The organism is Cupriavidus sp. AU9028 (assembly GCF_019795295.1).
Lineage (GTDB): Bacteria > Pseudomonadota > Gammaproteobacteria > Burkholderiales > Burkholderiaceae > Cupriavidus.
In genome coordinates this window covers 17,175-43,923 of record NZ_JAIMCG010000014.1, presented here as the reverse complement: position 1 = coordinate 43,923, position 26,749 = coordinate 17,175, and the positions used below count along the sequence as shown (strand labels likewise).

Here is a 26,749-nt window from a genome sequence, read left to right as displayed (position 1 = left end):
GATGACCTTGGCCGATGGCGTCACCGCGGCCCCTGTGGACGCAGATGAAGCCGTTGCGAAACGCGATCGGTTTCCCGTCGATTTTCGATTTCCCCGCTCACAATCCGCTCATGGCGAACGGCCACTGGACCATTCGCCATGGGTGGAGCCGGCGTCTGTCGCGCCGATCTCCGGTTTCAGCCGCGCGCCAGGCGTGCCGGCTGGTTCTTGCTGCCAAGCACGGCCCTGCCACGCTCGGGCCGCACTTCCGCGGTCAGCGTCAGCCGGAATACCGAGATGGCGTCGCGCAGCCGGGTCGCCTGATCTTCCAGCGAGCCGGCGGCAGCAGCGGCCTGCTCGACCAGCGCGGCGTTCTGCTGCGTGACCTCGTCCATCTGCACCACCGCCTGGTTGACCTGCTCGATGCCCGTGCTCTGTTCCACCGACGCGGCGCTGATCTCGCCCATGATGTCGGTCACGCGCTTGACCGCCTGCACGATCTCGTCCATGGTCTGGCCGGCCTGGCCCACCAGCGCCGAACCGTTGTCCACGCGGGCCACGGTATCGCCGATCAGGCCCTTGATTTCCTTGGCGGCGTTGGCGCTGCGCTGCGCCAGGCTGCGCACCTCGCCGGCCACCACTGCGAAGCCGCGGCCCTGTTCGCCCGCCCGCGCCGCTTCCACCGCGGCGTTCAGCGCCAGGATGTTGGTCTGGAAGGCGATGCCCTCGATCACGCCGATGATGTCGACGATCTTCTTGGAGGCGCCGTTGATCTCGTCCATGGTCTGCACCACCCGGCCCACCACCTCGCCACCCTTGACCGCGGTGTCCGAGGCATTGACCGCGAGGCCGCTGGCCTGGCGGGCGTTGTCGGCGTTCTGATGCACCGTGCCGGTCAGCTCTTCCATGCTCGACGCGGTCTGCTCCAGCGACGCGGCCTGCTGCTCGGTGCGGCGCGACAGATCGATATTGCCCGCCGCCACCTGGCGCGCGGCGGCGCTGATCGCGGTCATGCCCTCCTGGATCTCGTGCACGACGGAGATCAGGCTGTGCTGCATGGTCTTCATCGCCTGGCCAAGCCTGCCGATCTCGTCGCCGGTGCGCGGCTCGTAACGGGTGGTCAGGTCGCCGGCGCCCAGGCGTAGTGCGAAGTCCAGCATCTCCTGCAGCGGACGATTGACGGTGGCCAGCAGCGCGGCACCGGTGCCGAAGGCCGTCAGTACGGCGAGGCCGAAGCCGCCCCACAGCCAGGGACGCAGGGCCGCCTTGGCTGCCGGCTCCGCCAGCATCTCGAACATGCCCAGCGCAATCAGGAACCACAGCAGCCCGGCACCCTGCGACAGCATGATGCGGCCGCGGACACCGGCGCGCAGCAGCCTGGCCGGCCAGCCCAGCGGGCCCTTGCGCACCACCGTGCCATTGCGGATCGCCAGGCCTGCGGCGCGCCCTTCGCGGAAGCGGGCGTAAGCGGCCTCGGCCTGGGCGGTCTGCTCCGCCGATGCCATCGAGCGCACCGAGGTATAGCCGACCACCTGGCCGTCGATACGGGTCGGGGTGACCGTTGCCATCACCCAGTAATAGTCGCCGTTCTTGCGGCGGTTCTTCACCAGACCCGACCATGAGCGGCCGCTCTTGAGCGTGTGCCACAGGTCCTCGAACGCCTCGGGCGGCATGTCGGGATGGCGCACGATATTGTGCGCGGCGCCCATCAGCTCGTCGGCGCTGAACCCGCTGGCCTGCACGAAGGCATGGTTGGCGAAGGTGATGCGCCCCTTCAGGTCGGTACGCGAAATCAGGTAATCGGTCGGTGCGAGCTTGTACTCGCGCGCGGTGACTGGCTGGTTATTTCTCATGACAGAACGATTGACTGCTTGGAATCCCGCGGGAGGCGGCGGGGGGTCAGCCCATGGCCGCGGCTTCGATGGCCGCGAGCTCTTCGGTGGCGAGCAGTTTCTCGATGTCCACGAGGATCAGCATCCGTTCCTCGACCGATCCCAGGCCACGGATGTACTCGGTATTCAGGTTGCCGTTGAAATGCGGGGTCGGCTTGATCTGTGCCGGCAGCAGGGTCAGCACGTCCGACACGCCGTCGACCACGATGCCGGTGGTGCGGTCGTTCAGGTCGACGATGATGACGACCGTGTACTGGTCGTAGCTGATCTTCTCCTGCTCGAACTTGATGCGCAGGTCCACGATCGGCACGATGATGCCGCGCAGGTTGATGACACCCTTCAGATAGGCGGGCGCGTTGGCGATCTGCGTCACGGCCTCGTAGCCGCGAATCTCCTGCACCTTGAGGATGTCGATACCGTATTCTTCGCGGCCCAGCGTGAAGGCGAGGAATTCCTCGCCGGCGCCGTCCGGCTTGTTGCTGACTTTCATGGTGCGCTCCCGCTCCCCTCGGTGGCTCTGGATACAAATCCGGCGGTTGCCCGGCCACCTGCGTTTCGACCGCCGTTTTCGGCTGGCACGCGCCAGACCTGGCACACACCGCCTCTGACCTGATATCGGCTGCGCAAGATAAAAACTGAAGGCCCGATCGCCTCGGGAATCACCCCTCGCTGGAGGGGGACATCAGCGCGTCGACCGACTGCATCAGCTGCTCCGGATCGAACGGCTTGGGCAGGAAGCCGCTGGCGCCCGCGGCGCGCGCCTTCTCGCGGATCTGCCCTTCACTCTCGGTGGTGAGCATCAGCATCGGAATGGTGGCGTAGCGAGGCTCGGCACGCAGCCTGCTGATCAGCGTCAGGCCGTCCATTCCCGGCATCACCTGGTCCGTCACCAGCATGGCGAACGGCGCGCCCTCTTGCGCCCGGCAAGCCAGCTGGTGGGCCTCGTCGCCGGCCGACGCCTCCGTGACCTCGTACCCGCCAACGCGCAGGCAGGCAGCGATCATGCTGCGGATGGAGGGCGAATCATCGACGACGAGGATGGGTTTTGCCGGCATGGCGACTCCTTCAGGCAGGCCAGGCCCTGCATGGAAGCAAGGCGCGGGCGGTCTCCTGCACAGCCAGCCGAGGTGGGATCAGACAAGACCCCGGCAACGCTGTGCGCTACCCGTCTTATCGGCGGCCCGGATCGCTTCTTTAGCGTCCGGGCCGGAAGGGAATCAAAGACGTACCGGCCGGGGATCGGCCAGCAGCGCGGCAAAGGCGGTCGCTTCCACGGGGCGGGCCAGCAGGTAGCCCTGCACCTCGTCGCAACCCATGCGAGCCAGGATGTCGAGCTGGGCGGCCGATTCGACGCCCTCGGCAACCACGCGCATCCGCAGCTCGTGGGCCAGCGCGATCATCGAGCTGACGATGGCGCGGCCCTGCGCATCCGACTCCAGCCCGCCGATCAGCGTGCGGTCGATCTTCAGCGTGCCCACGCGCAGGCGCTTCAGATAGCCCAGGCTCGAATAACCGCTGCCGAAGTCGTCCAGCGCCACATGAATGCCACGCGCCTGCAGTTCCACCAGGGTCTCCAGCGATTGCGCGATGTCCTTCATCGCCGCCGTCTCGGTGATCTCCAGGGTGATGGCCGACGGCGGGATGTCGTGCTGGTGGATCTGGTCCAGCAGATAATTGGGGAAGTCCCGGCTGGCGAAACGCAGGCCCGACACATTGATGGCCACCGGCACGACCGGCAGCCCGGCATCCTGCCACTGCCGCACCTGGCGGCAGACGCTGGCGATCACCCAGTCGTCCAGCTTGTCGATCTGGCCGGACTGCTCCGCCACCATGATGAATTCGGCCGGGTTCACCGCGCCCAGCGTCGGATGACGCCAGCGGCACAGCGCCTCGGCGCCGATCAGCGTGCGCCGGTCCACCGCGAACTTGCCCTGGTACTCCAGCGACAGTCCGTCATCCTGGATCGCAAGCCAAAGGTCGCGGCGAATCACGCGCAGGCGTCGCGCCCGCTCGCCGGCGGCGGTATTGAAGGTGCGCACCTGGTTGGAGCCGCTTTCGCGCGCCTCCGCCAGGCTCACGCGGGCGGCCTGCAGCAGCGCTTCGGAGCTTTGCGCGTCGCGCGGGTGGATGGCGATACCAATATTGATGCCGATCTGCATCTGCAGCCCCCGCGCCGCGACGAACTCGCCCAGCGACAGCAGCAGCCTGGCGCTGACTTCCTGCGCCCGGTTGGACCCCAGCGGCGCCGGCACCCCGACGGCGAACTCGTCGCGGGCAAGACGCGCGAGGAAATCGTGCGGCTCGAGCACGGCCTGCGCCAGTGCGCCGACGTCCTGCGCCAGGATGTCGTCGGCCCGCACCTCGAACACTTCGTCGACCTCGCGGAAGTCGGCGATATGCACCAGCAGCACGGCGCAACTCGTTTCCGACAGGCGGGCCTGCGCCATCGACTTGTCCAGCCAGCGCGCGAAGGCAGTGCGGTCGGGCAACTCGGTCGCCACGCGGTATTCGCCCACCGGCGCGTGGCCACGGCCGGTCGCGCGCACCGTCAGCTGCCCTGGCGCGCGCCCGGGCCGCCGCGTCATGCGCAGCGGCAGCAGGCTCTGCATGGCGCCGGCCGCCATCAGTGGAGCGCCGCCGGCCGGTGCGAGCGCCCCGCGCTCGCTTCCCTCCAGATGCAATTCGTCTCCTTCGGGGTCGCCCCTTGCGACGGTCTGGCGGCGTTGCAGCAGCATCAGCAGCACGAAGGCCGTGGTGGCGAGCAAAGCCAGGCCCAGCGCGAACCAGCCGGGGTGCACCATATTCGAATTCAGGCAGCTGACCGCGGAACCGGACGAGCCACCGCACTGCCGGCCCAGGGTGACACCGACGCCGGCAATCAGGGTAGCGCCGGCCATGGTCGCCACCATCGCGGCACCACGCCAGTAGAGGACGCCGCGCTGGAACCAGTCCAGCAGGTACGCGGCGATGAGGCCGGCAATCAGGCTCACGAACGCCTCGCCCAGCTTGCGGGTACCGGGCACCACGCCAGAGGCCAGTGCTGCCCAGAACGGCAAGCCGACCAGCGCTTGCGCGACCAGCCCAGTGGCAACGGCGAACAGCCGCACCAGACGGCCATGGCCATCGCGCCCGCCCAGCAGGCCCAGGCCGGCGGCGAGTCCCATCAGGGCAGCGAGCAGCAGAACGCTAATACTCATATCGGACATGCGCAGCGCGGATGATCTTCAGGGCCGGCTCGCAAGAGCCGGCCCTGTCCGCATGCGGCGGATAACGACAAAAAAACGTGGCTGGCGCCCTCGCGCGTGCCACGTGACAACAGACTGCCCGGAAACCGGGGCGATGCGGGTGTGTTCGGTGCCCCGCGGCGCCAAATACCACCAAAACGCCACTTGCCCGCGGGAAGGTAGCACAGGAGGGGGCCACCGTGCGAGGTCGGCCGCTTCCACCACGGCCCGCCGTGCATCACCCCGCCTGCAGTGGCCGCCATGGCGCCAGCACGGCACGCATCGCCGCAGGAAGGGGCATGGCTCGGCAAAGGGGCAAGGGTTGACATGACGATGCAATCGAGTGTTCGAAACCGCCGCCGCTCCCGCATGCGGGGCGACAACGGCTGTCGGCGTTCTGGTGATAACGGCGCCGCTCCCTGTTCCTTGAGGCGTAACGTCCCTTTGGGGAGCAGACAGCGGCCATGCTACAGACCTTGCCGACGGGGTGCGGGAGCACGCCCTTAGATTAATTGCCTTTTATTTCGCAAATAAAAAATGCGCGTCGCATCCCGGCCAGGACCGGCTTCCGGTCAGTATTCAAAAGAGTCGGGCTTATTTGCGCACGTTTCGCGGCTTGCGGCCGGACACGACCGCGATCATCGGGTAAAGTTCAGTGGAAATCGATTCGCTCGATTTTGTTAGAGAAATGTACCGACTTGTGTCCGGTATTTGCAGTGCTTACCCGGACGGATATAATTCATCCCGTTCCACATACTCACTCACTTCGAGGTCTCGGATGCCCACCTACCAGGAAATCGTTCAGAAAATCAGCGAACTACAGAAGCAGGCCGAAGAGATCAAGGCCCGCGAGCAGGCCGCAGTAATCGACGATATCCGGAAGAAAATCGAGGAATATGGTCTTACCGCGGACGATCTGGGTTTTGGCGGCAAGCCCGCGCCGGGCAAGAAAGCCAGCCGCAAGGTGCCGGTGCGTTATCGCGACAACGCGGGCAATACGTGGACCGGCCGCGGCAAGCGGCCGGGCTGGCTGACGCAGGCCCTCGCCGCCGGCAAGTCGATCGAAGACTTCCTGGTTCGCTGATCGGCAGGACGGGCAACGGCCGGTGCGATGCGCCGGCCGTTGCCATTCAACCCTCGAACCCGAGCGGGTTCATCGACTGCCAGCGCCAGGAGTCGACGCACATCCGGTCCAGGTCGTACTGGGCACGCCAGCCGAGAAGCTGTTCGGCCAGGGCGGGATCGGCATAGCAGCTCGCAATATCTCCCGGACGGCGCGCGACGATGTCGTAGGGAATCTCCTTGCCGCTCGCCTGCGAATAGGCGCGGACCACTTCCAGCACGCTATAGCCGCGGCCGGTGCCCAGGTTTACCGTCAGCCCCTTCGCCTGTCCGCTCAAATAGCGCAGTGCCGCCAGATGGCCATCTGCGAGGTCGCAGACATGGATGTAGTCGCGCACGCCGGTTCCGTCCGGAGTCGGATAATCGCCACCAAATACCATCAGCCTTTCCCGCCGTCCGGCCGCTACCTGCGCCACATAGGGCATCAGATTGTTCGGCACGCCGCGCGGGTCCTCGCCGATCAGGCCGCTGGCATGCGCGCCGACCGGATTGAAATAGCGCAGATAGGCAATACGCCAGGACGGGTCCGATCGCTCCAGGTCGCGCAACACCTGCTCGCCCATCAGCTTGGTCTGGCCATAGGGATTGGTGGCGGAAAGCGGAAAATCCTCCTGGATGGGGACGGTATGCGGATTTCCGTAAACAGTTGCCGAAGAACTGAACACCAGCTGCCGCAACCCGGCTTCCTGCATCGCCGCGCAGAGTGTCAGCAGGCTGTTCATATTGTTGTCGTAGTAGGCGAGCGGCATCGATACCGACTCCCCGACCGACTTCAGCGCCGCGAAATGGATCACGCCAGCGACATCGTGCTCACGAAAGAGCCGGTCCAGCAGCGCGCGGTCCCGCACATCGCCCTGCACAAAATCCGGAGTGCGCCCGCTGATGGTGGCGATCCGCTCCACCACCGTGCGGCTGCTGTTGCAAAGATTGTCCAGTCCGATCACGTGGTAGCCGGCTTCGAGCAGCGCGACCCAGGTGTGGGAAGCGATATAGCCGGTGGCTCCGGTCAACAGCAAGGTGTCTGGCATTGTCGTTGGGTTCTCGATTGAATGTTCGTGCACGGGCGCCATGGTAACGCGCGGTCAGCGTCGCCCGGCCCCTGGAGAGGCGAGGTCCGGCGGCAGCTGGCCGGCCGCGAGCAGGCCGCTGCGCGCCAGCCAGGCGGCATGGGCGGCATGCAGGCGCCATCCCGATTCCACGTCCCGCAGGCCGAGGTAGGCAGCGACCTCGGCGGGCGGTTCGCCGTTCTCGAAATGCAGCGCAGCGTAGCTATTGCGCAAGGTCTGCGGCGACGCCCGCTCCGTACGCGACTGCAGCACACCCGCTTCCTCCAGCAGGCGCTCGACACGCCGGTACAGCGACACGGCGTGCAGGGGGCGCCCGCCGGGTTGCGCCGGAAAGACCAGTTGCCCGAGCGTACCGCCAGCCTGGCGCACCGCCAGCCAGGCGAGCAGCGGGGCGCGCGCAAAGGAGAAGACCGGCACGCGGTAAGTCCGGCCGTTCTCGGGGCGCGTCATGGCGATTTCGCCACCGTCCGCGGCAAGCTGGTCCAGCCGTAGCGTGCGGACCTCGCCCACTTTCAGGCCTGCACCGAGCAGGACCGCCAGCAAGGCGACATCCCGCGCGCGTTTCCAGGCGGTGGGCGACAGCTTGCGGGGCGGCTCGTCGCCGTCGGGCCCGGTCGGCGCCGCCGCCGGCGCCAACAGCTTGCCGATCAGTGCGTCGCGCTCGGCCGGCAGCAGGAAGGCGGTCGGGTCATTCTCCCCTTCGGCAAGATGGCTGCGTACCGCCTGGCTGCCGGGGTTATGCAGCCCCGATTGCAACAGCGCCAGATGGTGAAAGACCCGCTCGATCAGCCTGGCGTAGCGATAGCGATGACGCTTGTGCAGGTCCTGCGCGTCAAGAAAGGCGGCGATCTCGGCCGACGACCAGGCCAGCGGCGCCAGTCCGCGTCCGGCCGCCCAGCGCAACCACTTGCCCCACATCGCCCGGTAAACCACGGCGGTGCGCTGGCCGAAGCCGCGCGACGCCATCCAGTGGTCGAAGGCCTGGGCCGGATCCGCGCGCCAGCTCGCCAGATCGCCGGCAAACAAGTCGCGCTCGTCCGGCGCCGGCGAGGGGGAAAGGGAAATCATGGGGTCGGCAGAGTGCGCAGATTCGCTACCCGGGCATTGTAGCAACCCGGCCGCCGCGCAATGTGCGCCGAACCGCTCTGGCGCCCCGAAGCCGACCGGCTTCGCCGATTGTCGATGCCAGCCTCTATTGAAACGTGGCGGGGCACGTGCTACCTTGCGAAGCCAGTATGCAACTGGTTGCATAGCGAATGGCGATGCCCGGCATCGTGCCCGCTCGATCGCTTGCAAGGCCCTTCCGCGTGGCAGCGGAAGCTCCGTCAATCCGTCTTCGGTATCCCGTCATGTCCCTGCCTCCCGTGCTGCAAAACCGGCTGCGCCTGCCCATGGTCTGCTCGCCGCTGTTCATCATTTCGAACCCGGATCTGGTCATCGCACAGTGCAAGGCCGGCGTGGTCGGCGCGTTCCCTGCGCTGAACGCGCGGCCGGCGAGCCAGCTGGAGGAGTGGCTGGACCGGATCACGACCGAACTGGCCGAGCACGATGCGCGCCACCCTGACCGCCCGGCGGCGCCGTTCGCGGTCAACCAGATCGTGCACAAGTCCAACGACCGGCTCGAGCACGACCTGGAACTGTGCGTCCGCTACAAGGTGCCCATCGTCATTACCTCGCTGGGCGCCCGCGTCGAGGTCAACGATGCGGTGCATTCGTATGGCGGCATCGTGCTGCATGACATCATCAACAACACCTTTGCACGCAAGGCGATCGACAAGGGCGCAGACGGCCTGATCGCGGTGGCGGCGGGTGCGGGCGGTCATGCGGGCGTGCAGTCGCCCTTCGCGCTGCTGCACGAGATCCGCGAGTGGTTCGATGGTCCGCTGCTGCTGTCGGGCGCGATCGCCAGCGGCGACGCCATCCTGGCGGCGCAGGCTGCCGGCGCGGACCTGGCCTATGTCGGTTCGGCCTTCATCGCGACCGAGGAGGCCAACGCGCAGCCGGCGTACAAGCAGATGATCGTCGACAGCAACGCCTCTGACATCGTCTACTCCAACCTCTTTACCGGTGTGCACGGCAACTACCTGCGGCAGAGCATCGTCAACGCCGGCCTCGATCCGGAGGCGCTTCCCGCCTCGGACCCGACGGCAATGAACTTCGGTTCGAACCGGGTCAAGCCGTGGAAGGACATCTGGGGCGCCGGCCAGGGCGTCGGTTCGATCAAGCGGATCGTGCCGGCGGCCGAACTGGTGGAGCGCTTCGCCCAGGAATATGCGCAGGCGCGGCAGCGGCTGCAGCTGGCCACGGCGAGCTACGAAGGGGCGGCTTCGGCCGCCTGAGCGCTGCTGTCCCTCTCCCCCGGCCCCCCTCCCGCGAGCGGGAGAGGGGAGCAAGCTAGCGGGGGACTCCGTATCCTGTGGGTGTTCCCCCTCTCCCCTTCAAGGGGAGAGGGTCGGGGAGAGGGGTTGGTCCCGACCGCAGCTCACAGCAGCGGCAACAACTCCCGACCCCACTGCACCCAGTCCTCCTCGTACCGGATCCCCCGGCGCAACAGCGCAAGCTGGAGCTGCTGCGCGCGGTCCAGTTCGCGTCCGGTGAAGTCGCGCTGCTCGATGGCGCGATAGGTGTCCAGCCTTTCCTGATGCAGGGCGATCATCCTGTGCATTTCGTCGCGCAGTCCGAGCGGACCCGCCACCGCATCGGCCCGCAGCTTGACCAGGATTTCGTCGCGCTGGTCCAGTCCCGCGGTGGGCGATTGCACCCACCGCACCAGTTCCTCGCGGCCGGCGGGCATCACGCTATAGGTCTTCTTGCGCATGCGCGCATCGCCGTCGTCGTCCTGCGCGGCGATCCAGCCGCGTTCGGCCATCCTGCCCAGCTCGCGATAGATCTGCTGATGCGTGGCGTGCCAGAAATAGCCGATGGACTTGTCGAAGCGACGCGCGAGTTCGTAGCCGGAGGACGGCTTTTCCAACAGGGAGGTCAACAGGGCGTGCTGGATCGACATGCGGCCGGAAGAGATCGCGCCGGGCTGGCGCGCAAGCGCCAATGGTAGCGCATGCGGGCAAAGAAAAAGCCGGCCCGCGGGCCGGCTTTCTCGCTCGGAGGCGTCGCTTGCGCGATCAGTCCACCGTCGCGCCCGAATCCTTCACGACCTTGGCCCATTTGGTGGCCTCGGCCTTCATGAAGGCAGCCAGTTGCTCCGGCTTTTCCGGGTGCGGCTCGGCGCCCTGGCCGGCCATCTGCTTCTGCACTTCCGGCATGGCGAGGATCTTCACCACTTCGGCGTTCAGACGGTCGACGATGGCCTTGGGCGTGCCGCCGGTGGCGTACAGCGCGAACCACGAGGTCGCCTCGTAGCCCGGCACGCCGGCTTCGGCGACGGTCGGCACATCCGGCAGCGCCGGCGAGCGCTTGGCCGAGGTCACGGCCAGCGGACGCAGCTTGCCAGCCTTGACGTGCTGGTGCGACGACGGCAGGTTGTCGAACATCAGGCCGATCTGGTTGCCCAGCAGGTCGTTGACCGCGGGAGCGCTGCCCTTGTAGGGGATGTGCTGGATCTTCAGGCCGGTCATCGAGTTGAACAGCTCACCCGACAGGTGCATCGACGAGCCGCTGCCCGACGAACCGTAGCTCAGCTTGTCCGGATTGGCCTTCACGTAGGCGATCAGTTCCTTGACGGTCTTGACCGGCACCTGCGGATTGACGACGACCAGGTTCGGCACCATCGCGATACGGGTGATCGGCGCGAAGTCCTTCACCGGGTCGTACGGCAGCTTGGAATACAGCGACTGGTTGATGGCGTGCGTGCCGATGGTGCCCATGAACAGCGTGTAGCCATCGCCGCCGGCCTTGGCCGCCAGCGAGGCGCCGATGTTGCCGCCCGCTCCCGGACGGTTGTCCACCACGACCGGTTGGCCCAGCGCCTTGCCCAGTTGCAGGCTGACGATGCGCGCCAGGATATCGGTGGTACCGCCAGCGGAGAACGGCACGATCATCGTGATCGGCTTGGTCGGATAGGTGCCCTGCGCCATGGCGCTGCCGGAAATCCCGGCGAAAGTGGCTGCCAGCGCGACGCCGGCGGCCAGCAGGCGGCGACGCGCCTGAGTCGAATTGGTGTACTTCATTGTTGCTCCAGTTTTACCTCGGTGCCCCTCGGGCCTTGTGGTCCCTTGGGCCTCTACTGCCAAACGGCGACGCGCTCAGACCGGCGCGACACCCAACGTGGTACCGCCGCAGACATATAGCACTTGTCCTGTGACGAAACCGTTTTCCGGCGACAGAAAGAACAGCGCCGCCCGTGCGACATCCTCCGGCGTGCCCATGCGCTTGACGGCAATGCTGGCAAGGATGCGCCTGGTCTGCTCGCTGCCGTCGGGATTGCTCTTGCGGAACAGCTCGGTGGCGATCGGACCGGGGCCGATGGCGTTGACGGTGATGCCGTCACTACCCAGCTCCATCGCCAGCGTGCGGGTCATGCCGATCATGCCGGCCTTGGTGGCGGAATAGACCACGCGCTCGGGCTTGCCCAGCGCCGCGCGCGAGGACATGTTGACGATGCGGCCAAAACCGGCCGCGCGCATCGCGGGCAGGCAGGCCTGGGTCAGCAGCAGGCTCGCCTGCAGATGCAGGCCAACCACGTAATCGAGATCGTCGACGGTCGCGCTGTCGGCCGTGCCGGGGCGCGTGGCGCCAGCATTGTTGACCAGCCGCGTGACGGCGAAGCGGGACGTCACTTCCGCGGCTACCGCGCGCGTCGCTTCCGCGCTGGTCAGGTCCGCCTGGAAGAACGTCATGTTCGGATGCGACCACGCCGGAGCGGCATAGTCGATATTGACCACCTGGGTCGTGCCATCGGCCAGCAGCATTTCGCTGATGGCGCGACCGATGCCGGAACTTGCACCGGTGACAACGGTGGCAACGGGTAGAGACATCACATACTCCATGCCGGACATTCTGGTCCGGAACGCCGGGAGAAAGGATGCGGCGGGACCGGCGAGCCAGTCGGCCCCGGCCGCAAAGCTTGCTGCGTTGGGAAATCTGCGAAGCTGCGGTACTGACCGTTTTTATTGCGCCGGCAGCGCGTGCTGCACTGTCCGGCACAGAGGGAATAACGGCGCACTGCAGCAAAACTTGAGGGCCGCGCCGTCATCCGCGGCGCCGCCCCTGCTGCGGATCAGACGCGCTCGATCACCATGGCGATGCCCTGGCCCACGCCGATGCACATCGTGCACAGCGCGAAGCGGCCGCCGGTGCGGTGCAGCTGGTACATCGCGGTGGTGACCAGGCGCGCGCCGCTCATGCCCAGCGGGTGACCCAGCGCGATCGCGCCGCCGTTGGGATTGACGCGCGCGTCGTCGTCGGCCACGCCCAGCTGGCGCAGCACGGCAAGGCCTTGCGCGGCGAACGCTTCGTTCAGCTCGATCACGTCGATCTGGTCCATCGTCATGCCCAGTTGCTTGAGCAGCTTCTGGGTTGCCGGTGCCGGGCCGATGCCCATCACGCGCGGCGCCACGCCGGCCGTCGCCATGCCGACGATGCGGGCACGCGGGGTCAGGCCGTGCTGCTTGATGCCCGCTTCGCTGGCCAGCAGCAGCGCGCACGCGCCGTCGTTGACGCCCGACGCATTGCCGGCCGTCACGGTGCCGTCCGGACGCACCACGCCGCGCAGCTTGGCCAGCGCTTCCATGCTGGTCGCACGCGGGTGCTCGTCACGCTCGACCACGATCGCCTCGCCCTTCTTCTGCGGGATCGTCACCGCGGTGATTTCCTGCGCCAGCGTGCCGTCGGCCTGCGCACGCGAGGCCTTCTCCTGGCTGCGCAGGGCCATCAGATCCTGGTCTTCGCGGCTGATCTTGTAGTCGGTGGCGACGTTCTCGGCCGTCTCCGGCATCGAATCGACGCCGTAGGCCGCGCGCATCGCCGGGTTGATGAAACGCCAGCCAATGGTGGTATCGAAGATTTCCGCATTGCGCGAGAAGGCGGTGGTGGCCTTGCCCATCACGAACGGCGCGCGGCTCATGCTTTCCACGCCGCCAGCAATCATCAGGTTCGCTTCGCCGGACTTGATCGCACGGGCAGCGGTGCCGGTGGCGTCCATGCCCGAGCCGCACAGGCGGTTGATGGTCGCGCCTGGCACGTCCTGCGGCAGGCCGGCCAGCAGCAGCGACATGCGGGCGACGTTGCGGTTGTCTTCGCCGGCCTGGTTGGCGTTGCCGTAGATCACGTCATCGATGGCGGACCAGTCCAGATCCGGGTTGCGGGCCATCAGGGCCTTGAGCGGGACCGCGCCCAGATCGTCCGCGCGCACCGCGGACAGGCTGCCGCCGTAGCGGCCGATGGGGGTGCGGATGGCGTCGCAGATAAAGGCTTCGGTCATGGTTGTCTCTTCCTTGGTCGTCAATGGTGGGTACGCGCCGTTCTCAGGCGGGCACGCCTTGCTTCAGGGGCACGCCGGTCAGGCGTTGCAGCTCGTCGAACGACAGGCCCTCGACGAGGTCGCGTGCCACCAGTCCGTCCGGCGTCACGTCGATGGTAGCCAGATCGGTATAGATACGGGTCACGCAGCCGATGCCGGTCAGCGGATAGGAGCACTGCGGCACGATCTTGCTCTCGCCCTGCTTGGTCTGGTGTTCCATCATCACGAACACCTGCTTGGCGCCGATCGCCAGGTCCATCGCGCCGCCGACAGCCGGAATCGCGCCCGGCGCGCCGGTATGCCAGTTCGCCAGGTCGCCGGTTGCCGACACCTGGAAGGCCCCGAGCACGCAATAGTCCAGGTGGCCACCGCGCATCATCGCGAACGAGTCGGCATGGTGGAAGTAGGCGCCGCCGGCCTTGATGGTCACCGGCTGCTTGCCGGCGTTGATCAGGTCGCCGTCCTCCTCGCCGGGCGCCGGCGCCGGGCCCATGCCGAGCAGGCCGTTCTCGCTGTGCAGCAGGATTTCGCGGTCGGCGGGCAGATGGTTGCCAACCAGCGTGGGAAGGCCGATGCCGAGGTTGACCACCGCGCCATCGGGAATATCGCGCGCCACGCGCGCAGCCATCTGATCACGAGTCAGGCGTTGCATATCGGTTCTCCTTTCCGGATCAGGCCGCGGCGCTGGCGCCGGCGGTGTCGTTGACCTGCACCACGCGCTTGACGAACAGGCTCGGCGTCACGATGTGCTCCGGATCCAGTTCGCCCAGTTCGACCACGCGGCTGACCTGCACGATGGCGCATTTGGCGGCCATCGCCATGATCGGGCCGAAATTCCGGGCGGTCTTGCGGTAGGTCAGGTTGCCCCAGCGGTCCGCGCTGTCGGCCTTGATCAGCGCGAAGTCGGCATGGATCGGCGTTTCGAACACATAGCCCTTGCCGTCGATGATGCGCGTTTCCTTGCCTTCGGCCAAAGGAGTGCCGTACGCGGTGCGGGTGAAGAAACCGCCGATGCCGGCGCCCGCCGCGCGGATCCGCTCGGCGAGGTTGCCCTGCGGCACCAGTTCGAGTTCGATCTCGCCAGCGTGATACAGCGAGTCGAACACGTAGGAATCGACCTGGCGCGGGAACGAGCAGATGATCTTGCGCACGCGCTTGGCCTTGAGCAGCGCCGCAAGACCGGTCTCGCCGTTGCCGGCGTTGTTGTTGACGATGGTCAGGTCGCGGGCGCCCTGCTCGATCAGCGCGTCGATCAGTTGTGCCGGCATGCCGGCGAGCCCGAAGCCGCCGATCATCACGGTGGCACCGTCATGGACGTCGGCTACCGCCGCTTCCACCGAGTCATATAGCTTGTTGATCAATGTCGTTCCAGTACGAAAGGCCGGCGACTACCGGGGCCGGCCATGGCGGCGCTTGCGGCCGCACGGAACGCTGTCTCCGGTGGTTGCCTGGCGAGTGATCGAACGCGCCGCGACAGACGGCACGCACAAAATCCTGCGCCAATCGGCTCCGCTCGCAAGCAAAGGGCTGGTTGCCCATCGAGGAGGAAGGTCATTGGCGTTGCCAGCGGCCCGTTCGAGCAGGCTCTTGTTGTGGTGGCGAAGCGAAATGTTCGGTATGCGAACTTCAATTCGCAGAATGAACAGAACAATCGGAAGGGTACACCTCGGCCGGAACCGGGTCAAGGCAAGCGCCGGCAGCCGCGCAGGGGCGGCGCGGCAGAGGGCAAGAACGGGAGGTGAGGCGGCAGGCCAGGCGGCCCGCCGCTGGGCGCGCAGGCGCCCAGGGACGCGGTGGGCTATTCCACGCGGAAGCCGACTTTCAGCGTCACCTGATAGTGGCCGACCTGGCCGTCAACGATATGGCCGCGGATCTCGCTGACCTCGAACCAGTCCATGTTCTTGATCGATTCGGATGCCTTGGCCAGCGCGCTGCGAATGGCGGCATCGCAGCCGTCCGGCGACGAGCCGACGATCTCGGTGAGCTTGTAGGTGTGATTGGTCATCGCTTTCTCCATTTTTGAGGCCTTCCGGTGTGCAGTACACGGCTTGCGCCGATGCGTGTGCGCTGCTAGCCTTGCCGGCCGTTGTTGTTACCCATGTGTTTCGTCGCAACGCCGGCCGCTCCTCTCGAGGACCGGCTCGCCGCGACGGCCGTTGCTGTAGAACCGTTCATGCCTTTCCTGTCCGTTGCGGCTGCCTCCGAGGTGCGCCGCTCCATGCCGTGTCCGCCTGAATCGCGGCGTGCATTGCGGCGCCTGCTTGCATCGTCCCTTTGCGTCGCCATGCTGCTTGCGGCCGCCTCCCTGCAGGCGCGCACCGTGTCCCAGAATGCGCCGCTACCGGAAGCCACGCCCGCCGGTACCCGCGGCTTCGCCCAAGGGGCCACCTACGCGCTGTGTTTCACTCCCGACGGGGAGAGCTGCCAGTCGATGCTGATCGACGCGATCGGCGCCACCCGCCGCACGCTGCTGATCCAGGCCTATTCGTTTACCAGCAAGCCAATCGCCGAAGCGTTGCTGCGTGCAAGAAAACGCGGCGTCAAGGTGCGCGTCATCGTCGACAAGAGCCAGGCCTCGGCTCGCTACACCAGCGCGACCTTCCTGAAGAACCAGGGGATCGAGGTGGTGATCGACCGCCGGCCCGCGATCGCCCACAACAAGGTGATGATCTTTGACGGCGAGGCCGTCTTTACCGGCTCGTTCAACTTCACCAAGGCCGCGGAAGAGCGCAACACCGAGAACGGCATCCTGATCCGCGGCGATCAGCGCCTGGTTGCCCGTTACCTGCACAACTGGGAAACGCGGCACCGGTTGTCCGAGCCGTACTGACCGCCTGCCCAAGACAGCTGCTGAGCGTTCCGGCACCAGTCCGCATCAATCGTTGGCATCGCCGCCCGCAGGGCCGCGCGGTTGACGCTGGCCTCGCGAGCCATAGAGATCGGTTTCCTCCAGCCCGCGTTCGAGATCGCTGGCCGCCTGCCGCCCCACCGGGCGGGCGCCGGTATGCTGGCTCTGATGCGATTCGTCGCGCTCGTGCGGCATGCGCGGCAGCGGCTCGCCGCCGGCCTTCTGCGCCATGGTGCCCGGGTCCTGCCCCGAACGTTCGGGTTCGGCGCCGGTGGGCGAGCGTCCCTCGGGGCCACCGTCGCGGCCGCTGGTGCTGCCGCTATTGGCGGCGCCGGTGTCGCCCTTTGCCGCGGTGGGCCCGGTGGTCTGCGCAGACTTCGTGGCCTGAGCCTCCGGGGACTGGTTCTGTGTCGTGTTCATCGTTCCTCCGCTTGCTGGCCGTGGCGGGCAATCCCGCGCGCGGCGAATGTCAGACGTTGAGGAAACCACGCAAACGCCATACCCGTGCCGGAAGGCGCGGAAAAAGCGCGATTTTCGTTGCGGACTGAAAGACACCGACCTGCATCGCCGGCCCCCCTTGGGCTGCGCTTGCAAAAAGTACCGGTACGGCGGGAGTGGCGCCCCTGCCGGCGCCAATCCCGATCGTGAAGGTCCACGCCGGCCGAACGGGGGCGCAATCCGATGCCGTGCCTCTTCCTCCATCCCCTGCCAACAGCGACGAGGAGTTCGGCGGGGTGAGGCGCCGACTACTTACCTTTTGCAGGCACAAGGGTCGGTTCGGCGCAGGTTATTGCCGGCGGGCGTTTGACTTGGCATGTCCGTTGCACCGATAAGGCATGCGGCATCCAGCCGCTGATGGAGGCAGGTAATGAAACAGCAACAACAGGGCGGCCAGTCGTCGCAGGGCCAGAACCAGCAGAACCAGCAGAATCAGCAAAACCAGCAAAACCAGCAGAATCAACAAAACCAGCAGAATCAGCAGAATCAGCAGGACCAGCAGAAGCAGCAGAATCAACAGCAGAATCAGCAAAACCAGCAGCAGAACAGACAGCAGGGCCAGCAGGACCAGCAGCGCAAGCAATAACGCCGGCGCCTGCTGCTGGGAGCACCCCCCGCAAGCCAGCCCTGGCTTGAACCCACCTGAGTGTGGACGGACGCTTCGATGAAGCGGGCCGACGGACGGGACCGATACCTTCGGGTACGGTCCCGTTTTCCTTTGCAGAGCGCCCGCGTCAGCGGCCTCGCCACCCGCCTTTGATTCCCCACTGTCATCCTCGTGCCGACAGGTCGATTCGCAAACCTCCTAGTCGTTTGCGCGCAACACACCGACGCAGCCCCTGCGTGCGGATGTCTATGCTGCATGACATAGGCCGCCGGTGTCATGCAGCGCGGCACCTGCCGGTCAATCCCTCCAGGAGGATGGCGAGCGCAATGAAGACTTCCAACCGGCCTCTTTCCCTGCACGCGGTCGCCCGCAAATGGCTGCCGCTCTCCGATGCCAACCCACCGCGCGTCACGCGCTTCGGCCACACGGCATTGCGGGTGCCCTATGCCTGCGTCGCCGCCGAGCACGCCGGCCGCCTGTTCTCCATCGTCTTCTTCCGTCACCGGGACGGGGGCTGGTATGTCTTCCCGCCGATGCGGTAGACGGACGCAGCCTTGCGGGCCGCCCCGGTCCGCACCGCTTGCAGGACGAAAAAACGCCCGCGTCAGCGGGCGTTCGTCATTCCGTGGACCGGCCCTTAACGATCAGGCCCCGTCCAGGAAATGGCTGCGCATGCCGGTGCGCGAGCCCAGCGAGTCCAGGTCGCGATAATGGGTATCCCGGTTCTCCATGCGCGGGTCGTAGCGGCCCGACATCATCTGGTCGCTGCTGCCCATCGGCTGCAGATTCTGTTGCGTCGACTGGTTGGCGCCCTGCGTGTACGGGTCGAACCTGTCGGTGGAGCGCGCACCGCTGCTGTACGGATCGCGCGTGCCGCCGACGGCGGAGCTGCCTTGGTGCCCCGCGGTGCCGCCCTGATAGCCTTGCTCGCCCATCGACGACGACTGCGCCAGCGCGGCGCCGGTTGCAGTCATTGCGAGGGCGGCAAGGGTCGTGCCGAGAACGGTTCGGATGGTCATAGATATCGCTCCTGTGATGCTTGCCATGAATGCCCCGGTGCCGTAAAAAACGACGCGCGATGATGCGCCCCGTCAGCGACAGCCGGTCCCACGGCATCGTTGGATGAACAGACCTTCTGGCAGGCTTTGCGGCGGTTCGCGAAGCGCCACCGGCAGGTCCGGCTTGCCAGGCAGTCAACGCGAAACGCATGCCAGTTTTTTTCGCTCCAGCGCCATCGGCACCGCTGTGCGAACGACTGCGAGAGCACGGGAAGCCAGTAGACACAAGGGAATATGGCATTTGCGTGACGCCTCCGGAACGGCATCGCAAGCCCTCGATCCGTGCCGCACTCCTGCGCAGCGGCGCGGGCAAACCCGCCGCGCCGCTCGTAGTTTTTACGTAGCGGTGCAGATGTTCCCCGCCCCGATGCGCGCACCTGGACGACAAGCCGGCGGCTTCGCCGACACGCCTGTAGGACCGCTGCGGATGTTCCGGCGGTGTCGCATTTTCTATAAGCAAGGGAGAAACTTGAAAAGGCACAACGCGGCGCGACCGCAACCGCCCGCCCCGTGACCGGCGCGGCGGACGAGTTACGACGCCGCTCGCAAGGAGCCGACCGATGGCAACCTCACGCACCGGCAAATCCGCCGCAAAGACGGGCACAGGCGCCGCCCCACCGGCAACGGCGGCCGGCTCTGCCACCCGCAAGCGCCGCACGACCGCGGCAGCCGGCAGTGCAAAGGCCAGGCAGCCGCGCGCGGCGGCCCGCGCCGCGCAAGCACCGGCGCAGGAGGATGCGCTGCAGCGCTATCGCAAGATGCGCGACTTCGGCACGACGGCCGAGCCGTCCGGGGCGCCGGTGCAAGCTGGCGTGCGCAAGTCCGCCCGCAATGCGCCGCAGGCGCTGTCCTTCGTCGTGCAGAAGCACGCGGCTCGGCGCCTGCACTACGACTTCCGGCTGGAGCTGGACGGCACGCTCAAGAGCTGGGCGATCCCGAAAGGGCCAAGCCTGGACCCGGCGGACAAACGGATGAGCGTGCATGTCGAGGACCACCCGCTCGAGTACGCGACCTTCGAGGGCGTCATTCCCGAGAAGCAGTATGGCGCCGGCACGGTCATCGTCTGGGACCGTGGGGTGTGGATACCGGAAGGCGATCCGCATCAGGGCTATCGCGATGGCAAGCTCAAGTTCCGCCTGGAAGGCGAGAAGCTGCAGGGCGGCTTCACGCTGGTGCGGATGAAAGGCCGCGGCGATGAGCGGCAGGAGCCGTGGCTGCTGATCAAGGAGCGCGACGAAGCGGCCCGTCCCGCGTCCGAATTCGACATCACGGCCGCGCTGCCGGACAGCGTGCTGGCCACGTCGTCCGATCCCGCGGCGAGCGAGGGCGGGAAGACGAAGACGAAGACGAAGGCGCGCGGCGCCGGCAAGGACGAGCAGAAGCCGGCGGACGCCACCGCGGGCAAGACGCGCGCTCGCAATCGCAAGGCAGACGATACGCCCGTGCCGGAGGGCGCGCGCCCGGCGGCGCTGCCGCTGACGCTGGCGCCGCAGCTGGCGACCCTGGTCCAGGGTCCGCCAGCGCGCCCGGAAGACTGGCTCTATGAGGTGAAGTTCGACGGCTACCGCCTGCTCGCACGCATCGAGGGCGACGATGTCCGCCTCTTCACGCGCAACGGGCACGACTGGACGGCCAAGCTGAAGACGCTGGCGCGCGCGATCGCGGCGATGAAACTGCCCTCGGCATGGCTCGATGGCGAAATCGTCGTGATCGGCAAGGACGGCACCACCGACTTCCAGGCGCTGCAGAACGCCTTCGACAACTCACGCACCGAGTCCATCGACTTCTTCGTCTTCGACCTGCCCTTTCACGATGGCTACGACCTGCGCAAGGTCGCCCTCGCCGAGCGGCGTGCGGTGCTGCGCCGTCTCTTCGAAACCCACAACGTGTCCGCGCACGTGCGTTTCAGCGAGAGCTTCGAGGCCGGTCCCGAGGAAATCCTGACCGCCGCCTGCCGGATGCGGCTCGAAGGATTGATCGGCAAGCGGGTTGACGCGCCGTATGTCAGCGGCCGCTCGAACAGCTGGATCAAGCTCAAATGCAGCGAGCGGCAGGAGTTCGTCATCGGCGGCTTCACCGAGCCGGCCGGTACCCGCACCGGCCTGGGCGCGCTGCTGCTCGGCATTCACGACGAAGCGGGTCGGCTGGTATACGCGGGCAAGGTCGGCACCGGTTTCGACACGGACATGCTGCAGGCCCTGCGCGAGCGACTGGAGGCGCTGCGCACCGACCAGTCTCCTTTCGAACGCATGCCTGCGGGAACGCGGGTAAAGGGAATCTGGGTCCGTCCCAGGACCATCGCGGAAGTCTCGTTCGGCTCCTGGACGCGGGAAGGGTTGATCCGCCATGCCGTCTTCCACGGTCTGCGCGCCGACAAGAGCCCGACCTCGATCGGCCGCGAGAAGGCGGTGCCGCCGCCGCAAACGCTGGACGAGGACAACCGCGAGGACAACCACGAGGACAACGACCAGCGCAAGCGTGCTGCAAAGCCGGCTGCCAGGAGCAAGGGCAAGGCGGGCGGCACCGCCTCGCGTACCGCCTCCGGGGTGCGGATCAGCCACGCCGACCGCGTGATCGATCCCTCCACGGGCGCCACCAAGGGCGACCTGGTGCACTACTACGAGGCCGTTGCCGAGCGCATGTTCGTCGAGCTGCAGGGCCGGCCGCTGGCGGTCGTGCGCGGCCCCTCCGGCGTCGGCGGCGAGCTTTTTTTCCAGAAGCACGCCGAAACCATGAACATCGCGGGGATTCGCCGGCTCGATCCGTCGCTATGGCCCGGCCACCCGCCGATGATCGAAGTGGCTACCCCGCAAGGGATCGTCGCCGCGGCCCAGCTGAACGTGATCGAGTTCCATACCTGGAATGCGGACAAACGGACCATCGAAAAACCGGACCGCATCGTCTTCGATCTGGATCCGGGCGAAGGCGTGCCCTGGCAGCATGTGGTCGAGGCGGCGGCGCTGGTGCGCGGGTTCCTGGAGGAGCTTGGCCTCGTCGGCTTCCTCAAGACCAGCGGCGGCAAGGGGCTGCATGTCGTGGTGCCGATCGCCAAGCGTCTCGAATGGGATCCGGTCAAGTCCTTCGCCCAGGCGGTCGTCGAGCAGATCGCCCGCACCATCCCGCAACGCTTCGTCGCCAAGAGTGGCCCGCGCAACCGGGTCGGCCGGATCTTCATCGACTATCTGCGCAACGGGCGCGGGGCAACCACGGCGGCGGCCTTCTCCGCCCGCGCCCGGCCGGGCCTCGGCGTGTCCATCCCGGTGCGCTGGGAAGAATTGCCGACCCTGACCTCCGGGGCGCACTGGACGATCGCCAACGGCGCCGAGCGTGTCGCCGAAATGGCCGGCAACGATCCCTGGGCTGACTACGCGGCAACCCGCCAGCCCCTGGGCAAGGCAATCCGGCTGCTGCAGGGAGACTGACCCCTCCTTCCGCCCCCCTCTTCCTCCGGGGACGGAGGGGGCATGGTTCTTGCCACTTCGCCAGGTATGCAACTGCATGCTTCGGATTTTTGCATTCTGCGCGAGACCATCATGAACCGTGACCACGCCCTTGGCCGCCATGCCGGCCGTATCGCTGCCGTACTGGCATTGACCCTCGCTTCCGGTGTCCTCCATGCCCGCCTCCCGGCGCCGACCGAGGAGCAGCAGCGCGCCGCCGACGCGCGCAAGGCCAAGGAGGCGGAAGCCGCCAAACAACAGGCCGACGCGCTCGCCCGCGTGCAGGATGACCTTGCCGCGCGGTTCGGCGAGGGCAGCCAGACAACGGCGCGCACGCCACCCTCCGAGGTATCGCAAAAAGCGGCGGAAGTGAGCCCGAGCGGCCCGCATGGCGGCACCGCGCCGAGCGCGGAAGCCCATTCCGGCGAAGCAAAACGCCGCTAGAAAGCGGAGAGATGAGCGCTTTCCATTAAATAAAGTGGCCTGGAATCAACTACAAGAGTTGGAGAGCTGAAGTGGTAAATCTTACAAAGCGCGGCAGCGCGGGGGTCCGGGGCCTGATGCTGTCTTGCAAACGTTGCCCGGGTGACAGTCCTCAGGCGAGATAAAAATGAGTCTTATCGATCATCGACCGTACGCGGGGAACCGTGGCGACCACCGTCCTCTCGTGCTGGTTGTAGACGACAACGAGGGCGCCCGCTATATCAAGGGACGGATTCTGCGGCAAGCCGACTATGCGGTGCTGGAAGCCGCCACCGGCGAATCCGCGCTGTCCCTGGTGCGCCGCTATGCGCCTGACCTGGTGCTGCTGGACCTGAAGCTGCCGGATATCGACGGCCTCGAGGTGTGCCGCATCATCAAGGACGATGCGCAGAGCTGCCGCACGCTGATCCTGCATACCTCCGGGACCGGCACCGACCCCCGGCATCGCGTGCAGGCACTGGACCACGGCGCCGACAGCTACCTGGTCGAGCCGGTCGAGCCGGAGGAGCTGGTCTCCAGCGTCAAGGCGCTGCTGCGGCTGCGGCAGGCCGAGGAGGCCTTCCATCGCACCTCCCAGGCGCTGCGCGACAACGAGTTCCTGTTCCAGCAACTGGCGGACAACCTGTCCGACGTGCTGTGGATCTTCGATCCGAGCGAGCGCAAGTTCCTGTTCGTCGGCCCGTCCTTCGACGCGCTGACCGGCCACGCCGTGCAGGAGCTGCACCAGCGCGGCCGCGGCTGCTTCCAGTGGATCGCCGAGCCCGACCGGGAGCGCTTCGAGCAGGCCTGCCAGGGCGTGCTGCGCGACGGCCGCATGGACATCGAATTCACGCTGATCCGGGGCGACGGCGAACTGCGCGATGTGCGCGCCCGCGCCTTTCCGGTGACCAACGCGGCCGGCGAGTTCTACCGCGTGGTCGGCGTCTGCGAGGACATCACGCAGCAAAAGCGCGCCGAAAAGATGCTGCGCGACGAGGAGCGCCGCAAGGACGACTTCCTTGCCATGCTGGTGCACGAACTGCGCAACCCGCTCGCGCCGATGCGTTCGGCCGCGGACCTGCTGATGCACTGCGCGCCCTCCCGCGAGGACAGTTTCAAGGCCCGCGACATTATCGCCCGCCAGCTTTACCACCTGACCCGGCTGGTCGACGACCTGCTGGACATCTCGCGCTTCACGCGGGGCACCATCACGCTGCGCGACGACCTGGTCGAGCTGCGTTCCGCGCTCAGTACCGCGGTCGAGACGGTCCGCCCGCTGATCGAGTCGCGCGGCCACACGCTGCGGCTGTCGGTGCCGGAGGGGCCGATGCCGGTGCGCGGCGACCTGGTGCGCCTGACGCAGATCTTCGGCAACCTGCTGAACAACGCCGCCAAGTACACGCCGCCGGACGGCGTGCTGACGATCGAGGCGCAATCGGATCAGGGCTTCGTCACGATCAAGGTCACCGATAACGGCACCGGCCTGTCGCCCGAACGCCTGCAGGGGCTGCGCGAAGCCTTCGACAGCCAGGCGGACGACGGCACCATCGCCATCAGCGGCGGCGGCAATGGTCCGGGCATTGGCCTGTCGCTGGTACACCGGCTGGTCAGCATGCACGGCGGCCGCCTCTCGGTGGAAAGCCTCGGGCCCGGGCATGGCAGCAGCTTCATCGTGCAGCTGCCCGTGCAGCCGTGGCGCAGCTGGCAGCCGGCCCTTGGCAGCCGGCGCGCGTCCGCGGGGCATCCGCGCACGGTGATGGTGGTGGATGACAACGTCGATGCGCTCGAAGCCATGGCAATGACGCTGGAGGCACAGGGTCACACCGTCATCACGGCGCTGGACGGCGCCGCGGCAATCGTCCGGGCGGTCAAGTACAAGCCCGAACTGGTGCTGCTCGACCTGGGCATGCCCGGCATGGATGGCTTCGAGATCGCCCAGCGGTTGCGGGCGATCCCCGAGCTGCGCGGCATGAAACTCGTCGCCCTGACCGGTTATGGCCAGCCGGGCGACAAGCTGCGAACCAAGGCCGCCGGCTTCGACGGCCATCTGACCAAGCCCGTCGATCTTGAAGTTCTGGCGCGCCTGCTGGAGCAGGCCGGACCCCAGGACGGCGTTACCGGCGGCGACGGAACCGACCATGGCGACAACCCGGCGATGCGCGCCGGACAGGAGAACATGCGGATGCATACGACACCGGAACCCGATCAAACCCCGGATACCCCTCCCGTCACCCCGGAACCGGAGGTGCCCGATATCGAGCCGCACGAGCCGGTCATGGACCCGCCGCCGGGCGACGTTCCCCCACCGCCGCCGCAGCGCGCCTGACGGCCCTCCCCGGGCGCAACGACGCTTCGTTCCCGCTCGGTGCCGCCCCGGCGCCGCCCCGGTGCCGCCTTTGCGGCGCCGGTGGCGGGCCGGTTCATCCCTTCCACAACGGACCTGCAACGTGCCCCGCACCATCTGGAAAGGCGCCATCTCCTTCGGCCTCGTCAATATCCCGGTCGTGCTCAAGGCCGCCGCACGCGACAACGCGCTGGACTTCGACTGGCTGGACGAACGCGACATGGCGCCGGTTGGCTACCAGCGGATCAACAAGCGCACCGGCAAGGTCATCGACAAGGACAACATCGTCAAGGGCTATCAGTACGAGAAAGGCGAGTACGTGCTGATGTCCGACGAGGACTTCCGCCAGGCCAATGTCGAAGCGACACAGACGGTGGACATCGTCAGCTTCGTCGAGGCCGAGCGCATTCCGCCCTATTACTTCGAGACGCCCTATTACCTGGAGCCGGACCGGCGCGGGGAGAAGGGCTATGCGTTGCTGCGCGAGACGCTGCGCCGCACCGGACGCGCCGCGCTGTCACTGGTCGTCATCCACAATCGGCAGCATCTGGCAGCGGTACTGGTAACGGGCGATGCCCTGGTGCTGAACACCATGCGCTGGGCGGAGGAAGTGCTGCCGATGGACGAGCTGAACCTGCCGGACAGCACCAGCAAGCGCAATGCCGTCAGCCCGCGCGAGGTCGACATGGCGATGAAGCTGGTCGAGGACATGCAGGAAGACTGGTCTCCCGAGGCGTATCACGACACCTATCGGGAAGACCTGATGAAGCGCATCGAGCAGAAGATCGCCGCCGGCCAGACCCATCTGCTGACGCCCGCCGATCCGGACGCCGCCGAACCGCGCCGCACTGCCGAGGTGATCGACATGATGTCGCTGCTGCGCGAGAGCATCAAGCGCAGGGGCGGCAAGAGCCCGGCGAGCGAGCGGGACGACCAGGACGAGCGGGAGGACGCCGCGGACAGCGGCAGCGAGGCAGCCGACGACGAAACGCCGGCCCGCAAGAGCACGGGCAGGAAGACAGCCAGCCGCTCTTCGTCGCCGGGCAAGGCCGGCTCCGCGAAGAAGCCGGCGGCAAAGAGCGCGCGCAAGACGGCGGCGAAAGCCGCTGGCGGATCGGCTACGAAGTCGGCAAGCGCCAAACGCGCCTCATCCGGGTCGAAGCGCTCGACCGCGGCAAAGTCTCCTGCCCGCAAGACCGCTTCGCGGCCGGCCCGCAAGGCTGCCTGACGTCAGCCACGGCGGGTGCGGGGGAAAGAGGCCTTGAGCGCGGCCAAGACCATCAAGCCCACGGATCGTAAGACTCTTCCTTCCAGTACGGCGAGGCCCCGTAATACTGATGAATGCTGGTCGCCCATTGCGGGTCGGCCATCGCGGGCCAGTGATCCTTGTCGAAGCCCGGCGCTGCCTTCAGCTTCTCCTTGTCCACGCCGAGCACGAAACACTTGCGCCGCGTGTCCAGCGTCAGCGCCGACCACGGGACAGCGAACAGCTTCTCGCCGATCCCAAGGAAGCCGCCGAACGACAGCACGGCGTAAGCCACCCGGCCTCCCTGCACGTCCAGCATGATGTGGTCGATGGTGCCGAGATCCTCGCCGCCCGGGCCGATGACGGGATTGCCCTCCAGCGTGTCGGCAGCCATCACGAAGGGGCCCGGCCCCTCCGAATGACCGTCGAGATCGCCGACGATGGCAGCGCCGCTCGGCGCACGGCCCTGGGGATTGTCGATTGGGTTCATCTGGACTTCCTCCTTCCGAAAGCGGGGACTGCATGATCGCGGGGCGAAGCCACC

At 67.0% G+C, this 26,749-nt stretch carries 25 protein-coding genes; 8 read left to right on the top strand and 17 right to left on the bottom strand.

The features are described 5' to 3' along the window. Positions 1-176 precede the first annotated feature (176 nt). From K6V06_RS15565 to K6V06_RS15550, 4 genes are all read right to left on the bottom strand, one after another. Positions 177-1,832, bottom strand: coding sequence for a PAS domain-containing methyl-accepting chemotaxis protein (locus K6V06_RS15565; RefSeq protein ID WP_222244855.1), 1,656 nt, complete (start codon positions 1,830-1,832; stop codon positions 177-179). 46 nt (positions 1,833-1,878) lie between these two features. Continuing rightward, the gene (locus tag K6V06_RS15560; protein ID WP_222244854.1) at positions 1,879-2,361 is read right to left on the bottom strand and encodes a chemotaxis protein CheW; all 483 of its coding nucleotides are present in this window, start codon (positions 2,359-2,361) and stop codon (positions 1,879-1,881) included. A 169-nt stretch (positions 2,362-2,530) separates the two neighbouring features. Then, a complete protein-coding gene (locus K6V06_RS15555; protein WP_222244853.1) occupies positions 2,531-2,926 on the bottom strand; it encodes a response regulator in 396 nt (131 codons plus the stop codon). Positions 2,927-3,088: 162 nt separating this feature from the next. Beyond that, positions 3,089-5,077: a bifunctional diguanylate cyclase/phosphodiesterase gene (locus K6V06_RS15550; RefSeq protein WP_222244852.1), complete on the bottom strand. Its 1,989-nt coding sequence runs from the start codon at positions 5,075-5,077 to the stop codon at positions 3,089-3,091. A gap of 796 nt (positions 5,078-5,873) precedes the next feature. Here K6V06_RS15550 and K6V06_RS15545 point away from each other — a divergent pair. Beyond that, entirely contained in the window at positions 5,874-6,179 is a 306-nt protein-coding gene (locus K6V06_RS15545) for an H-NS family nucleoid-associated regulatory protein (RefSeq protein ID WP_222244851.1), read from the top strand. 46 nt (positions 6,180-6,225) lie between these two features. Here K6V06_RS15545 and galE read toward each other — a convergent pair whose 3' ends face one another. Next, entirely contained in the window at positions 6,226-7,245 is a 1,020-nt protein-coding gene (gene galE / locus K6V06_RS15540) for a UDP-glucose 4-epimerase GalE (protein ID WP_222244971.1), read from the bottom strand. A gap of 54 nt (positions 7,246-7,299) precedes the next feature. Then, a complete protein-coding gene (locus K6V06_RS15535; RefSeq protein ID WP_222244850.1) occupies positions 7,300-8,352 on the bottom strand; it encodes a tyrosine-type recombinase/integrase in 1,053 nt (350 codons plus the stop codon). A gap of 281 nt (positions 8,353-8,633) precedes the next feature. Between K6V06_RS15535 and K6V06_RS15530 the strand changes: the two genes are divergently transcribed. Further along, the gene (locus tag K6V06_RS15530) at positions 8,634-9,623 is read left to right on the top strand and encodes a nitronate monooxygenase family protein (protein WP_222244848.1); all 990 of its coding nucleotides are present in this window, start codon (positions 8,634-8,636) and stop codon (positions 9,621-9,623) included. 143 nt (positions 9,624-9,766) lie between these two features. On the opposite strand, the gene K6V06_RS15525 is transcribed toward K6V06_RS15530, so the two are convergent. The 7 genes from K6V06_RS15525 to K6V06_RS15495 form a co-directional block, all read right to left on the bottom strand. Then, a complete protein-coding gene (locus K6V06_RS15525; protein WP_222244846.1) occupies positions 9,767-10,291 on the bottom strand; it encodes a PadR family transcriptional regulator in 525 nt (174 codons plus the stop codon). Positions 10,292-10,406: 115 nt separating this feature from the next. Then, a complete protein-coding gene (locus tag K6V06_RS15520) occupies positions 10,407-11,411 on the bottom strand; it encodes a tripartite tricarboxylate transporter substrate binding protein (RefSeq protein ID WP_222244844.1) in 1,005 nt (334 codons plus the stop codon). Positions 11,412-11,486: 75 nt separating this feature from the next. Beyond that, positions 11,487-12,218, bottom strand: coding sequence for an SDR family NAD(P)-dependent oxidoreductase (locus K6V06_RS15515; RefSeq protein ID WP_222244842.1), 732 nt, complete (start codon positions 12,216-12,218; stop codon positions 11,487-11,489). Between the two features lie 242 nt (positions 12,219-12,460). After that, entirely contained in the window at positions 12,461-13,663 is a 1,203-nt protein-coding gene (pcaF, locus tag K6V06_RS15510; RefSeq protein ID WP_222244841.1) for a 3-oxoadipyl-CoA thiolase, read from the bottom strand. 43 nt (positions 13,664-13,706) lie between these two features. Continuing rightward, the gene (locus tag K6V06_RS15505) at positions 13,707-14,354 is read right to left on the bottom strand and encodes a 3-oxoacid CoA-transferase subunit B (RefSeq protein WP_222244840.1); all 648 of its coding nucleotides are present in this window, start codon (positions 14,352-14,354) and stop codon (positions 13,707-13,709) included. A gap of 19 nt (positions 14,355-14,373) precedes the next feature. Further along, the gene (locus K6V06_RS15500; protein WP_222244839.1) at positions 14,374-15,063 is read right to left on the bottom strand and encodes a 3-oxoacid CoA-transferase subunit A; all 690 of its coding nucleotides are present in this window, start codon (positions 15,061-15,063) and stop codon (positions 14,374-14,376) included. A gap of 437 nt (positions 15,064-15,500) precedes the next feature. Further along, entirely contained in the window at positions 15,501-15,707 is a 207-nt protein-coding gene (locus tag K6V06_RS15495; RefSeq protein WP_222244838.1) for a dodecin, read from the bottom strand. A gap of 279 nt (positions 15,708-15,986) precedes the next feature. On the opposite strand from K6V06_RS15495, the gene K6V06_RS15490 reads away from it, so the two are divergent. Continuing rightward, positions 15,987-16,532: a phospholipase D family protein gene (locus tag K6V06_RS15490; RefSeq protein ID WP_255581877.1), complete on the top strand. Its 546-nt coding sequence runs from the start codon at positions 15,987-15,989 to the stop codon at positions 16,530-16,532. Positions 16,533-16,577: 45 nt separating this feature from the next. Here K6V06_RS15490 and K6V06_RS15485 read toward each other — a convergent pair whose 3' ends face one another. Beyond that, positions 16,578-16,970, bottom strand: coding sequence for a hypothetical protein (locus K6V06_RS15485; protein ID WP_222244836.1), 393 nt, complete (start codon positions 16,968-16,970; stop codon positions 16,578-16,580). Positions 16,971-17,337: 367 nt separating this feature from the next. After that, positions 17,338-17,631, bottom strand: a complete 294-nt coding sequence (locus K6V06_RS15480; RefSeq protein WP_222244835.1) for a hypothetical protein — start codon at positions 17,629-17,631, stop codon at positions 17,338-17,340. Between the two features lie 350 nt (positions 17,632-17,981). Here K6V06_RS15480 and K6V06_RS15475 point away from each other — a divergent pair, with 350 nt between their 5' ends. Further along, the gene (locus K6V06_RS15475; RefSeq protein WP_222244833.1) at positions 17,982-18,197 is read left to right on the top strand and encodes a hypothetical protein; all 216 of its coding nucleotides are present in this window, start codon (positions 17,982-17,984) and stop codon (positions 18,195-18,197) included. Between the two features lie 102 nt (positions 18,198-18,299). Here the strand turns inward: K6V06_RS15475 and K6V06_RS15470 are convergent, their stop codons facing one another. Further along, positions 18,300-18,674, bottom strand: a complete 375-nt coding sequence (locus tag K6V06_RS15470) for a hypothetical protein (protein ID WP_222244831.1) — start codon at positions 18,672-18,674, stop codon at positions 18,300-18,302. Between the two features lie 599 nt (positions 18,675-19,273). Here K6V06_RS15470 and ligD point away from each other — a divergent pair. The 4 genes from ligD (at position 19,274) to K6V06_RS15450 (ending at position 26,187) form a co-directional block, all read left to right on the top strand. Continuing rightward, positions 19,274-22,135 (top strand): DNA ligase D, encoded by a 2,862-nt coding sequence (ligD, locus tag K6V06_RS15465; protein WP_222244829.1) that lies wholly within the window; start codon positions 19,274-19,276, stop codon positions 22,133-22,135. A gap of 42 nt (positions 22,136-22,177) precedes the next feature. Continuing rightward, complete coding sequence (locus K6V06_RS15460; protein WP_222244827.1) at positions 22,178-22,597, top strand: hypothetical protein; 420 nt, start codon at positions 22,178-22,180, stop codon at positions 22,595-22,597. 166 nt (positions 22,598-22,763) lie between these two features. Beyond that, entirely contained in the window at positions 22,764-24,941 is a 2,178-nt protein-coding gene (locus tag K6V06_RS15455; RefSeq protein ID WP_222244825.1) for a response regulator, read from the top strand. 121 nt (positions 24,942-25,062) lie between these two features. Continuing rightward, positions 25,063-26,187, top strand: a complete 1,125-nt coding sequence (locus K6V06_RS15450; RefSeq protein ID WP_222244823.1) for a Ku protein — start codon at positions 25,063-25,065, stop codon at positions 26,185-26,187. A gap of 52 nt (positions 26,188-26,239) precedes the next feature. On the opposite strand, the gene K6V06_RS15445 is transcribed toward K6V06_RS15450, so the two are convergent. Further along, positions 26,240-26,695: a PRC-barrel domain-containing protein gene (locus K6V06_RS15445; protein WP_222244821.1), complete on the bottom strand. Its 456-nt coding sequence runs from the start codon at positions 26,693-26,695 to the stop codon at positions 26,240-26,242. Between the last annotated feature and the right edge of the window lie 54 nt (positions 26,696-26,749).

Bases quoted from the DNA above. Each gene is read 5' to 3' on its own strand.
- K6V06_RS15565 (WP_222244855.1), bottom strand. From the start codon at position 1,832: ATGAGAAATAACCAGCCAGTCACCGCGCGCGAGTACAAGCTCGCACCG.
- K6V06_RS15560 (WP_222244854.1), bottom strand. From the start codon at position 2,361: ATGAAAGTCAGCAACAAGCCGGACGGCGCCGGCGAGGAATTCCTCGCC.
- K6V06_RS15555 (WP_222244853.1), bottom strand. From the start codon at position 2,926: ATGCCGGCAAAACCCATCCTCGTCGTCGATGATTCGCCCTCCATCCGC.
- K6V06_RS15550 (WP_222244852.1), bottom strand. From the start codon at position 5,077: ATGTCCGATATGAGTATTAGCGTTCTGCTGCTCGCTGCCCTGATGGGA.
- K6V06_RS15545 (WP_222244851.1), top strand. From the start codon at position 5,874: ATGCCCACCTACCAGGAAATCGTTCAGAAAATCAGCGAACTACAGAAG.
- galE (WP_222244971.1), bottom strand. From the start codon at position 7,245: ATGCCAGACACCTTGCTGTTGACCGGAGCCACCGGCTATATCGCTTCC.
- K6V06_RS15535 (WP_222244850.1), bottom strand. From the start codon at position 8,352: ATGATTTCCCTTTCCCCCTCGCCGGCGCCGGACGAGCGCGACTTGTTT.
- K6V06_RS15530 (WP_222244848.1), top strand. From the start codon at position 8,634: ATGTCCCTGCCTCCCGTGCTGCAAAACCGGCTGCGCCTGCCCATGGTC.
- K6V06_RS15525 (WP_222244846.1), bottom strand. From the start codon at position 10,291: ATGTCGATCCAGCACGCCCTGTTGACCTCCCTGTTGGAAAAGCCGTCC.
- K6V06_RS15520 (WP_222244844.1), bottom strand. From the start codon at position 11,411: ATGAAGTACACCAATTCGACTCAGGCGCGTCGCCGCCTGCTGGCCGCC.
- K6V06_RS15515 (WP_222244842.1), bottom strand. From the start codon at position 12,218: ATGTCTCTACCCGTTGCCACCGTTGTCACCGGTGCAAGTTCCGGCATC.
- pcaF (WP_222244841.1), bottom strand. From the start codon at position 13,663: ATGACCGAAGCCTTTATCTGCGACGCCATCCGCACCCCCATCGGCCGC.
- K6V06_RS15505 (WP_222244840.1), bottom strand. From the start codon at position 14,354: ATGCAACGCCTGACTCGTGATCAGATGGCTGCGCGCGTGGCGCGCGAT.
- K6V06_RS15495 (WP_222244838.1), bottom strand. From the start codon at position 15,707: ATGACCAATCACACCTACAAGCTCACCGAGATCGTCGGCTCGTCGCCG.
- K6V06_RS15490 (WP_255581877.1), top strand. From the start codon at position 15,987: ATGCTGCTTGCGGCCGCCTCCCTGCAGGCGCGCACCGTGTCCCAGAAT.
- K6V06_RS15485 (WP_222244836.1), bottom strand. From the start codon at position 16,970: ATGAACACGACACAGAACCAGTCCCCGGAGGCTCAGGCCACGAAGTCT.
- K6V06_RS15475 (WP_222244833.1), top strand. From the start codon at position 17,982: ATGAAGACTTCCAACCGGCCTCTTTCCCTGCACGCGGTCGCCCGCAAA.
- K6V06_RS15470 (WP_222244831.1), bottom strand. From the start codon at position 18,674: ATGACCATCCGAACCGTTCTCGGCACGACCCTTGCCGCCCTCGCAATG.
- ligD (WP_222244829.1), top strand. From the start codon at position 19,274: ATGGCAACCTCACGCACCGGCAAATCCGCCGCAAAGACGGGCACAGGC.
- K6V06_RS15460 (WP_222244827.1), top strand. From the start codon at position 22,178: ATGGTTCTTGCCACTTCGCCAGGTATGCAACTGCATGCTTCGGATTTT.
- K6V06_RS15455 (WP_222244825.1), top strand. From the start codon at position 22,764: ATGAGTCTTATCGATCATCGACCGTACGCGGGGAACCGTGGCGACCAC.
- K6V06_RS15445 (WP_222244821.1), bottom strand. From the start codon at position 26,695: ATGAACCCAATCGACAATCCCCAGGGCCGTGCGCCGAGCGGCGCTGCC.